Source organism: Streptomyces sp. NPDC007162, assembly GCF_040634175.1.
In the GTDB taxonomy this organism is placed as follows: Bacteria; Actinomycetota; Actinomycetes; order Streptomycetales; family Streptomycetaceae; genus Streptomyces.
In genome coordinates this window covers 1-10,237 of sequence record NZ_JBEYFC010000331.1, presented here as the reverse complement: position 1 = coordinate 10,237, position 10,237 = coordinate 1, and the positions used below count along the sequence as shown (strand labels likewise).

The window sequence follows — 10,237 nt, the reverse complement described above, 5'->3', positions numbered from 1 at the left end:
GGTGCTCGCCCGCCGGGACATGAACGTCGCAGTCAGCGAGAGCACCCAGGTGTGGACCATGCTCGCCTGGATCGGCGGCGACGCCGAACAGCGGGCCAGGACCGCCGCCACCCAGCTGCGCGGCGGCATGGTGCCCTGCCTCGCCTACTCGGAGCACGGCCACGGCGCCGACCTGGCGGGCAACGACTTCACGGCCGTCCCGGACGCCGGCCAGTACGTGCTCACCGGCGAGAAGTGGCCCATCAACCGGGGCCGGACCGCCACCCACGTCGTCGTCCTCGGCACCACGGGCGACGCGGACACCCCGGCCAAGCGCCGACAGTCCCTGTTCCTCGTCGACCGGGAGCAGATCGTCTCCGGCACGGTCTCCGGCGTCCCCCGCGTGCCCACCTACGGCCTGCGCGGCTGCGACATCAGCGGCGTCGCCTTCGACGGCGTGAGGGTGGACGCCTCCGCCCGGCTCGGCGCCGAAGGAGAAGGCCTCGAACTCGCCCTGCGCGGCCTGCTGGTCACCCGCACCTTCTGCACCGGCCTCTCCCTCGGCACCGGCGACACCATGCTGCGCACGGTCGGCGGCTTCCTCGCCGACCGCCCGCTGTACGGCGGCCCCGCCGGCGACATCCCGTACGTCGCGGAGTCCCTCGCCGGCGCCTACCTCAGCCTGCTGGTCGCGGAGTGCGAGAGCCTCGTCGCGATGCGCGGACTCCACCTGTACACCGAGGAGTTCAGCGTCTGGGGCAACCTCGCCAAGGTGCAGACGGCCCGCCTCGTCGACACCAGCACCAAGGTGCTCGCCCGCGCGCTGGGCGCCCGGTACTTCATGCGGGCTCCCGAACACGCCGGCATGTTCCAGAAGATGCTCCGCGACGGAGCCGTCGTCTCCGTCTTCGACGGCAGCGAGCCGGTCTGCCTGGACAGCATCGCGCTCCAGCTGCCGGCCATGGCCAAGGCCCACGCGCTCCCCCGCGACGAGGACTGGAGCGCCCTGTACGACCTGCGGGCCCCGCTGCCCGCCTTCGACCCGGCCCGGGTGAGCGTCTTCGGCCGCGGCCGGGACGCCACCTTCGCGAGCCTGCCCGCGCTGATCGGCCGGCTCGCCGAGGTCGCGCCCTCCGAGGGCTGCCCAGAACCCCGCCTCGCCGTCCTGCGGGAGCGCGCCGACGGGCTGCGCCGGGACCTGGACGCGCTGTACCGGCGGGTCCACGAGATCCGCCGGTCGCCCGCGGCCCGCACCCCACAGCCGTCGGAGACGGCCAAGACCACCTCACCGCGGCTCATCCGGGTGGCCGGGGAACTCTGCTCCCTGCACGCCAAGATCGCCGCACTCGGCGTCTGGCTCCACAACCGCGACCACCTCGACGCCTTCTTCGCCGACGGCGCCTGGCTGGAGGCCGCCCTGGCCCGCGAGGAGATCCACCGGTACGAGCCCGGTGACCTCGACCCCGCCGCGGCCCGGCAGCTCCTCGCCCGGATGACCGCCCAGCGGGACGGCAACGAACTCTTCTCCCTGCGCACGGTGCGCCTCGCCGCCCCGGGAACGCCCCAGGCCGGCCGGGCCACGGAACCCGCCGTCGCCTGACCGCCCCACCACACCGTCCACCACGGACCCACGGACCCACGGACCCACGCACCCACGGACCCACGGACCCACGGAACAAACGGACCAGCGGAAGGTCTCGACCTGCAATGAGCACGAAGAACCCGACGATCGACGACGTCAAGAACGTACTCGTCCGCGCGGTGGCCGCCGAGGCCGGAATCGAGCCCGCCGAACTCGCCACCGACCAGCCCTTCACCTCCTACGGCCTGGACTCCATGGCCGCGCTCGCCGTCGGCATGGAGATCGAGGACGCCCTCGGCCTCACCGACCCGCCGGTGGACCTCCTGTGGGACCACCCCACCGTGGACACCCTGACCGAGGCGCTCTGGAAGCTGCTGAACGGCGAGCCGGTCGCGACCACCGCGGACGGCCGGCGATGACGAACCCGGCCCCCGGCGCCGCGTCCCCGGCGACCGCCCTGCCCCACCTCAACGCCCAGCAGGCCGGTCTCTGGTTCATCCACGAGGCCGACCCCGGCTGCGCCGCCTACCACATCGTGTTCGCCGCCGAGGCCACCGTCGACGCGGAGTCCGACGCCGCCCCCAGGGCCAGGCGGATCCTGACCGACCTGATGCGTGAGCACGACGCCCTGCGGGTCGCCTTCCGCCCCGGCCCCGACGGCCCCGTCCAGTGGGTGCACGACTCCGTACCGCTGGACGTCCGGCACACCGACGCCCGCGACCTGGACCCCGGGGCGCTGCGGACCCTGGTCAGGACGGACAGCCGGACCCCCTTCGACCTGGCCCGCCCGCCGCTGTGGCGCCTGCACCTCTACCGCACCGCCGAGCACACCTGGGTGTTCACCGCGGTCGTCCACCACGCGGCGGCCGACTTCTGGTCGCTGGCCCTGCTGATCTCCGAGGTCCGCTCCCGGCTGGCGGGCGAGAACGGGCCCTTCACCCTCGACGGCACCGCCTTCGCCGCCCACGCCCAGGAGCAGCACGAGTTCCTGACCAGCGACCGGGCGCGCGTCCTGCTCGCCCGCGAGGCGGAGCGGCTCGCGGACGCCCCGCCCGGCCTGGACCTGTACGGCGACCGGCCCCGGCCGCCCGTCCCGTCGTACGACGGCGGCTCGGTGCCGTTCACGGTCCCGGCCGACGTGACCGCCGCGGTCGGGCAGTTGGCGCGGGACACCGCGACCACGCCGTACATGGTGCTGCTCGGCGCCTACTTCGTGCTGCTCAGCAGGCTCAGCGGCCAGTCCGACGTCGTCGTCGGCACCCCCACCTCGGGACGGCTCCAGCGCAGGATGCGCGACGCCGTCGGCAACTTCGTCAACACCGTCGTCGTCCGCGGGGAGGTCGACGAGGAGTCGACGTACCGTCAGCTGCTGGGCTCCGTGCGCACCCGGGTGCTGGAGGCGACGCGGGCCCAGGAACTGCCCTTCCCCTGGCTGGTACGGGAGCTGGCGCCACCGCGCGACCCCAGCCGGACCCCGCTCTACCAGGCCGGGTTCGCCTGGGACCGGCTGCCGTTCCTCACCGACATGGACGAGTTCTTCCTGCTGGAGCCCGGTGCGGACGCCGGGCTGACCGTGGCCGGCGCGGCCCTGCGGCCGTATCCGCTGCCCCAGCAGGAGGGCCAGACCGACCTGTGGATCGAGATGGGCGCCGAGCGGGCCGGCGCCTACGCCGGGGTGCTGCGCCACAACACCGACATCTTCACGGCGGACACCGCCCGTGAACTCGCGGCCGCCTTCGTCACCACCCTGGGGACCCTGGTCGGCCGTCCGGACGAGCCGCTGCGCGACCTCGGCCGCGGCGACGACCGCCGGCGGGCCCGGCTCGCCGAGTGGGGAACGGGACCGGTGCGGGAACTGCCCGCGGCCCGGCTCCCGGACCTCTTCCGGGAGCGCGCCCTGCGGACGCCCGACGCGATCGCCCTGGTCGCCGATGGCGTGGCCTGGGACTACGCCCGGCTGCTGGCCGAGACCGAGCGGGTGGCGACGGCGCTGCGCGCGGCCGGTATCGCGGCGGGCGACCGCGTCGCGGTGCTGGCCGAGCGCGGGGCGCCGCTGGTGGCCGCCCTGCTCGGCGTCCAGGAGGCCGGCGCCGCCTATGTGCCGCTGGACCCCAAACTCCCCGCCGAACGCCTCACCTACATGACCACCGACTCCCGCGCCCGACTGCTGCTCACCGAGAGCCCCCTGCGCGCCGCCTGGCCCCCCGGCCTCCCGGTCCTCCGCCTGGACGCCCTCGCGGAGGGAGCCGAGGGCACGCCCGCCGCGGAGCCGGCCGTCCCGGCTGACGCCGACCTGGCGTACATCCTCTACACCTCCGGGTCCACCGGGCGTCCCAAGGGGGTGGCGGTTCCGCAGCGTGCGCTGGTCAATCTGCTGCTCGGCATGCGGGAGGACACCGGGTTCGGTGCGTCCGACAGTCTGCTCGCCGTCACCACGGTCTCCTTCGACATCGCCGGGCTCGAGCTGTTCATGCCGCTGGTGGCCGGCGGCCGCGTCCTCCTCTGCGACAGCGCGACGGCCGCCGACGGCGCCGCCCTCGCCGCCCGCATCGAGGACTCCGGCGCCACCTGGATGCAGGCCACCCCCACCTCGTGGCGGATGCTCCGGGACGCCGGCTGGACCGGTACCGCCCGGCTGAACGTGCTCTGCGGCGGTGAGGAACTGCCCCTGGACCTCGCCGAGTTCCTGACCGCCGGGACGGCGAGCGTGCGCAACGTCTACGGCCCGACGGAGACCACCATCTGGTCCTCGGCCGGCCCCGTGGACCCCGCCGCCGGCATCGACATCGGCGCTCCCATCGCCAACACCCGGCTCCACGTCCTCGACCCGCAGGGCCGCACCGTCGAGCCCACGTTCCCGGGTGAACTGTGGATCGGCGGCGACGGCCTCGCCGTCGGCTACTGGGACCGGCCGGAGCTGACCGCGGAACGGTTCGTCACCGGACTGCCCGCGGCACCCGGCGAACGCCTGTACCGCACGGGCGACCGCGCCCGCTGGACCGGCGACGGCCGGCTGCTGCACCACGGGCGCCTGGACCACCAGGTCAAGCTGCGCGGCCACCGCATCGAACTCGCCGAGGTCGAGACCGTGGTGAAGGCCGTCGACGGGGTCTCCACGGCCGTCGTCGTGGTCCGCGACGACCGGCTCGTCTGCTACCTGGTGCCCGAACCCGGCGCCGAGCCCAAGCCGGCCGACGTCAGGGCGGCCGCGGCCGTCTCCCTGCCGCAGTACATGGTGCCCTCCCTCGTCGTCGTCCTGGACGAACTGCCGCTGACCGCCAACCAGAAGATCGACCGCAACCGGCTGCCGGCACCCGCCGTCACCTCGGACGCCGTCTTCGAGAAGCCACGCGACGCCACGGAGATCACGCTGGCCCGGATGTGGACCGAGATCCTCGGCATCCCCGAGGTCGGCGTCCACGACGACTTCTTCGACGTCGGCGGCCACTCCCTGCTCGCCGTCCGGCTCAGCGCGGCCGTCCGCGACGAATGGGACGTCGACATCCCCATCTCCGAACTGCTGCGCCACGGCACCGTCGCCGAACTCGCCACCCTCGTCCGGCGCGGCGGCCAGGACACCCCCCGCGGCCCGATCGTCACCCTCCGGGAGGGCGAACCGGGCCGGCGCCCGCTGTTCCTGTTCCACCCCTTCGGCGGCACCGTCTTCTGCTACGTCGAACTCACCCGCCACCTCCCCGGGGGCAGGCCGGTGCTCGCGGTGGAGGCCCCCGGCATCGAGAACGAGGGCGAGGCCGAGATCAGCGTCGAGGCCATGGCCACCCGCTACCTGGAGCACATCAGGGAGATCCAGCCGCACGGCCCCTACGCGCTGGGCGGCTGGTGCTTCGGCGGGGTGATCGCCTACGAGGCGGCCGGACAGCTGCGCGCCGCCGGCGAGCGGGTCGACCTGCTCTTCGGCATCGACAGCCGGGCGCCGATCGAGGCGAACATCCCGGAGTCCTCGGACGACGCGACCATCCTGTCCTGGTTCGCGCGGGACCTCGCCGTGCCCTACGGCAAGACCCTCGACATCCCGGCGGAGCTGCTGCGCGAACTCGGCGGGGAGGCCGCCTTCGACCACATCCTGCGGGAGGCCGCCGCCCTCGGCGTCCTGGCCGAGGACGCCGACCGGGCCCAGATCCTGCGCTACTTCGAGGCCTACCTCGCCAACGGCATCGCCCTGCAGACCTACCTCCCCGAACCGAACGACCTCGACTACCTGCTGCTGCGCGCGGTCGACGAACCCGCCGGGTACGGGCCGCGGCTCGGCTGGGACGCCCTGGTCAAGGGCGCGCTGCGGGTCGTCGACGTCGCCGGGGACCACAACTCGGTGATGTACCCGCCGCACGCCGCCGTCGCCGCCCAGGCCATCAGCCCGCACCTTGGAGCCTCCGATGATCACAGCTGAGTACTCGTTCGACCTTCCGGTGCCGCCCGAGACGGCGTTCGCACTCGTCTCGGACCCCGAGCAGGACCCCGTGTGGCAGGCGGCCTGCGTCCAGTCGCGGCTGCTGAACGGACCCGCCCGGGAGGGCTGCCGGTACGAGATCACCTTCGCGCTGGTCGGCAAGCGGATGACCTTCACCGTCGAGATCGACAGCTACGAACCCGGCCGCGTCTCCAGGTTCCACGTGCTGGAGGGCCCGTTCACGTACCACGGCACCTACGTCTACTCCGCCGGTCCGGCCGGCACCACCACCGTGGACTGGACGTTCGACGTCGAGCCCGGGGACTACTTCGGGATCATGCCCAAGTCCCTGTTGCGCAAGGTGCTCGTCAACTCCGTCAAGAAGGACTCCGCCAAGCTCGCCGAGAAGCTCCGGCAGGAGGCCGGCAGCCGCTCCTGAACGGCGCGCCCCACCTCACGCAGACCTCCTCGAAGGGAGAGGGAAACCATGTCGGAACAGCAGCACACGGGACAGGACCGGGCCGACCGTACGAAGGTCGTCGTCACCGGCCTCGGCACCATCACCCCGCTCGGCGGTGACGTCGCCGGCACCTGGGAGGCGATGGTGCGCGGCAGGAGCGGGGTCCGCCGCCTCGACGCCGGGAACTGGCCGGAGTCCTGGGCGCAGGACGACATGCCCCCGCAGCTCGGCGCACCCGTGGCGGTCGAGCCCGGGGGCGGCCTTGAGCCGATGCAGCGCCGCCGCCTGAGCCGTTCCGCCCGGCTCGCGGTCACCGCCGCCGACGAGGCGTGGCACGACGCGGGGCTCGACACCGCCGTGGTGGTGCCGGACCGGGTGGCCGTGATCGTCTCGGCCGCGCTGGGCGACATGACCGCGATCATCAACGGCTGGGACGCCCTGCGCTCGCGCGGCTGGAACCGGGTACCGCCGCTCACGGCACCGATGTCCATGGGCAACGCGGCGGCCTCGGCCGTCAGCATGCTGGTGAACGCCCGCGCCGGCGTCAACACCACGGTCAACGCCTGCTCGTCCGGCACCCAGGCGCTGGCGACGGCCGCCGACATGATCCGGCGCGGCACCGTCGACATCGTGGTGGCGGGTGGCTCGGAGGCACCGCTGCACCCGCTGGTCCTCGCCTCGTTCGGGGCGATGCGGGCACTGTCCAGGCGGGTCGACGACCCGGCGGGCGCGGCCCGCCCGTTCGACGCCGGGCGGGACGGAATGGTGCTCGGCGAGGGCGCGGGCATCCTGGTCCTGGAGTCGGAGCGGCACGCCCGGGAACGCGGCGCGCGGATCTACGCCGAACTCGCCGGTGTCGGCATCACTTCGGACGCCTACCACGTCGTACAGCCCGACCCGACCGGCGCGGGCACCGTCCGGGCGGTCCGGGCCTCGCTCGCCGACGCCGGGGTCACCCCCGCGGACGTCGCCCACTTCAACGCCAACGGCACCGCGAGCCAGGCCGGGGACGCGGCGGAGGCACGGGCGATCCAGGCCGTGTTCGGGGACGCCGCGCGGGGACCGGCGGTCTCCGGGACCAAGTCGATGACGGGGCACAGCCTCGGCGCGGCCGGCGCCGTCGAGGCCGTCACCACGGTCCTGTCCCTGCACCACGGGCTGGTGCCGCCGACCCGCAACTTCACCGCGCTCGACGAGGACGTCTCCATCGACGTCGTGCACGGCAGCGCGCTCAAGCTGGGCAGCGAACAGCTCGTCGCGGTGAAGAACTCCGCCGGTTTCGGCGGCCACAACGTGGCCCTGACCTTCCGGGGGATCGCCGCGCCGCCCACCGAGGAGGGGAGCTGAGGTGCGGCTCGCCCACACGCGACGTCGACCGGGAAAGGGCGGCGGATGAGCAGCCGGGACAGCGACGTGCTCGTGACCGGGCTGGGGGCGCTGACACCGCTGGGAGCGACCGCCGCCGACTCGTGGCAGGGGCTGCTCGACGGGCGGTCCGGGATACGGGACCTGGGCGGCGACTGGCCCGACCGACTGCCCGTGCGGATCGGCGGGCCGCTCACCGCGGACCCCGTGGACGCGATCGGCCGCGTCCTCGCGCGCCGCCTCGACCGCACCGAGCAGATGGCGGTGGCCGCGACCCGGCAGGCCTTCCAGGACGCGGGGAGACCGGACGTGCCCCCGGAGCGGCTGGCCGTGGTGATCGGCACCGGCATCGGCGGGTTGCTGAGCACGCTGTCGCAGAACGCCGTGTACGAGGAGCACGGCATGCGCAAGCTGTCCTCCTACGCGGTGCCGATGGTGATGCCGAACGGCCCGGCGGCCTGGGCCGGCCTCGACCTGGGGGCGCGGGCCGGAGTCCGGGCACCGGTCAGCGCCTGTGCCTCGGGCGCCGAGGCCGTCGCCCTCGGGCTGGACCTGATCCGGCTCGACCGCGCCGACGTGGTGGTCGCGGGCGGCACCGACGCGTGCCTCACCCCGTTCATGGTGGCGGCGTTCGCGCAGATGAAGGCGCTGTCCCGGCAGGGCGGCGCGCCCGCCGCGGTGTCCCGCCCGTTCGACGCCGCCCGCTCGGGCTTCGTCATGGCCGAGGGCGCCGCCGTCATGGTCCTGGAACGCGCCTCGTCCGCCCGGGCCCGGGGTGTCCGGGCCTACGGCGCGGTGGCCGGGGCGGCGGTGACGTCGAGCGCCCACCACATCTCCGCGTCCGAACCCGAGGGGCAGGTCGCGGCGATCCAGGCGGCGTTGCGGGACGCGGACCTGGCCCCGGCCGACATCGGGCACGTGCACGCGCACGCCACCTCGACGCCGGGCGGCGACCTCGCCGAGGCCGAGGCGGTGGTGAAGGCCGTCGGCGGGCACCCGGTGGTGACCGCGACCAAGTCGATGACCGGTCACATGCTGGGCGCCTCGGGAGCGTTCGGCGCCATGGCCGCGCTGCTGGCGCTGCACCACGGGGTGGTCCCGGCCACCCGCAACCTCGACGAACCCGACGCACGGGTCCGGCTGGACGTGGTCGCGGGCGCCCACCGCACCGGCCGCTGGGAGGCCGCGCTCGCGAACTCCTTCGGCTTCGGCGGGCACAACGTCAGCCTGGTGCTGACCCGGACGACCTGAGACACGGAAACGGGCAACGGGGGGGGACAGGACGACCATGACCATCGGGGTACTGGGAACGGGGCGTATCGCCACCGCACTGGCGGTGCTGTTCGCCCGCGCCGGACACCAGGTCCGGCTGGGTTCGCCGGACGCCGGGCACGGGCACGGGCACGGGACGGCCGCCCGGCCGGGCCCTCCGGAGCTGACCGGCGGCTCCTGCGAGGACGTCGTCAGGCAGGCGTCCGTACTGATCCCCGCCGTCCTCGGGGTGCCGGGGGCGGTGCAACTGCTCAGGCCCTGGCGGGAGGCCGTGGCCGGGAAGATCCTGCTGGACGTCACCAACCCGCTCACCGGGGACCACACCGACTTCGTCGGGCCCTGGGCGCACGGCGGCGCGGCGGACCTGGTCACGGCGTTCCCCGGCGCCCGGCTCGTGGGCGTCTTCAAGAACGTGTGGTGGGAGAACCTCGCCGACGGCGACGCGTCCGCCGTCCCCGACATCCAGGTGGTCTCCGACGACGCCGAGGCGAAGCGGGCCGTCCTGCGCCTGTGCGCCGCCACCCCCTACACCTACGTCGACGCCGGCGGCCTCGACCAGGCCCGCCGGGTGGAACGCATGGCCCTCTCAGGAGCCCGCACCAGAAGGGGTTTCGCGGCCTGACCTCAGTCCGTGCGCGGGTCGTCCGTCTTCAGGGACTTCAGGAACTCGGGGTTGTCGTCCGGCGCGACCCACCGCTCGCGGGGCTGCCGTGTCTTCCCCGCGACGAGCCAGGCCACCGGGCCCACCAGGACCTCCCCGAAGACCAGGATGACCAGCACCCACGCCAGTTTCGGCAGGACGCGCACCTCGTCCTCGGGGGTGTTCAGGCAGTCCACGAAGGCGTAGATCCACAGCGCGAGGACCAGCAGGAAAGGCAGATACCTGAGCATGGCGGCCAGGGTAGCCGGTGGGTGCCGCCCGGGACCCGGGGCGCGGGCATGATGGTCGCCTCGACCGAGGACGCGCCGGGGCTGGACGGTGGGCGTGACCGGCCTGCCGGCGGGTGCCGCACTGGTGGCGGCCGCCCTGCGCTCCCCGGTGTTCGGGCCGGCCCAGGGCCCGCCGGCGAAGGACCCGGCGTGGGGGCGGGGGGGCGGCCGCGGCCCCGCCCGCCCCGCCCCCGCCCCCCGCCGCGGCCCTCGACACCGCTCAACACCCGACACACACCAC

The 10,237-nt window shown here is 74.3% G+C and carries 8 protein-coding genes and 1 pseudogene; 8 read left to right on the top strand and 1 reads right to left on the bottom strand.

What is annotated here, in order from left to right; translation table 11 throughout:
• From ABZ646_RS30755 to ABZ646_RS30725, 7 genes are all read left to right on the top strand, one after another.
• Positions 1 to 1,579 (top strand): acyl-CoA dehydrogenase (locus ABZ646_RS30755; protein ID WP_360525924.1); only part of this gene is annotated, 1,579 nt, incomplete at its 5' end.
• Positions 1,580 to 1,686: 107 nt separating this feature from the next.
• A complete protein-coding gene (locus tag ABZ646_RS30750) occupies positions 1,687 to 1,980 on the top strand; it encodes an acyl carrier protein (RefSeq protein WP_360525920.1) in 294 nt (97 codons plus the stop codon).
• On the top strand, positions 1,977 to 5,969 hold the full coding sequence (locus ABZ646_RS30745) for an amino acid adenylation domain-containing protein (protein ID WP_360525917.1): 3,993 nt from the start codon (positions 1,977 to 1,979) through the stop codon (positions 5,967 to 5,969). Before ABZ646_RS30750 ends, ABZ646_RS30745 begins: the two co-directional genes overlap by 4 nt.
• Positions 5,956 to 6,408 (top strand): SRPBCC family protein, encoded by a 453-nt coding sequence (locus ABZ646_RS30740; RefSeq protein ID WP_360525913.1) that lies wholly within the window; start codon positions 5,956 to 5,958, stop codon positions 6,406 to 6,408. Before ABZ646_RS30745 ends, ABZ646_RS30740 begins: the two co-directional genes overlap by 14 nt.
• Positions 6,409 to 6,456: 48 nt before the next feature.
• The gene (locus ABZ646_RS30735) at positions 6,457 to 7,776 is read left to right on the top strand and encodes a beta-ketoacyl-[acyl-carrier-protein] synthase family protein (RefSeq protein ID WP_360525911.1); all 1,320 of its coding nucleotides are present in this window, start codon (positions 6,457 to 6,459) and stop codon (positions 7,774 to 7,776) included.
• Between the two features lie 45 nt (positions 7,777 to 7,821).
• A complete protein-coding gene (locus ABZ646_RS30730) occupies positions 7,822 to 9,045 on the top strand; it encodes a beta-ketoacyl-[acyl-carrier-protein] synthase family protein (RefSeq protein WP_360525908.1) in 1,224 nt (407 codons plus the stop codon).
• Positions 9,046 to 9,082: 37 nt separating this feature from the next.
• The gene (locus ABZ646_RS30725) at positions 9,083 to 9,688 is read left to right on the top strand and encodes an NAD(P)-binding domain-containing protein (RefSeq protein ID WP_360525905.1); all 606 of its coding nucleotides are present in this window, start codon (positions 9,083 to 9,085) and stop codon (positions 9,686 to 9,688) included.
• Positions 9,689 to 9,690: 2 nt separating this feature from the next.
• On the opposite strand, the gene ABZ646_RS30720 is transcribed toward ABZ646_RS30725, so the two are convergent.
• Positions 9,691 to 9,957, bottom strand: a complete 267-nt coding sequence (locus tag ABZ646_RS30720; RefSeq protein WP_360525902.1) for a PLD nuclease N-terminal domain-containing protein — start codon at positions 9,955 to 9,957, stop codon at positions 9,691 to 9,693.
• A 94-nt stretch (positions 9,958 to 10,051) separates the two neighbouring features.
• Between ABZ646_RS30720 and ABZ646_RS30715 the strand changes: the two are divergent.
• Positions 10,052 to 10,237, top strand: a pseudogene (locus tag ABZ646_RS30715) (hypothetical protein); the annotation flags it as partial.

What these genes read in the sequence shown, in the direction of transcription:
- ABZ646_RS30725 (WP_360525905.1), top strand. Translation starts at nt 9,083, where the DNA reads ATGACCATCGGGGTACTGGGAACGGGGCGTATCGCCACCGCACTGGCG.
- ABZ646_RS30730 (WP_360525908.1), top strand. Translation starts at nt 7,822, where the DNA reads ATGAGCAGCCGGGACAGCGACGTGCTCGTGACCGGGCTGGGGGCGCTG.
- ABZ646_RS30720 (WP_360525902.1), bottom strand. Translation starts at nt 9,957, where the DNA reads ATGCTCAGGTATCTGCCTTTCCTGCTGGTCCTCGCGCTGTGGATCTAC.
- ABZ646_RS30745 (WP_360525917.1), top strand. Translation starts at nt 1,977, where the DNA reads ATGACGAACCCGGCCCCCGGCGCCGCGTCCCCGGCGACCGCCCTGCCC.
- ABZ646_RS30750 (WP_360525920.1), top strand. Translation starts at nt 1,687, where the DNA reads ATGAGCACGAAGAACCCGACGATCGACGACGTCAAGAACGTACTCGTC.
- ABZ646_RS30735 (WP_360525911.1), top strand. Translation starts at nt 6,457, where the DNA reads ATGTCGGAACAGCAGCACACGGGACAGGACCGGGCCGACCGTACGAAG.
- ABZ646_RS30740 (WP_360525913.1), top strand. Translation starts at nt 5,956, where the DNA reads ATGATCACAGCTGAGTACTCGTTCGACCTTCCGGTGCCGCCCGAGACG.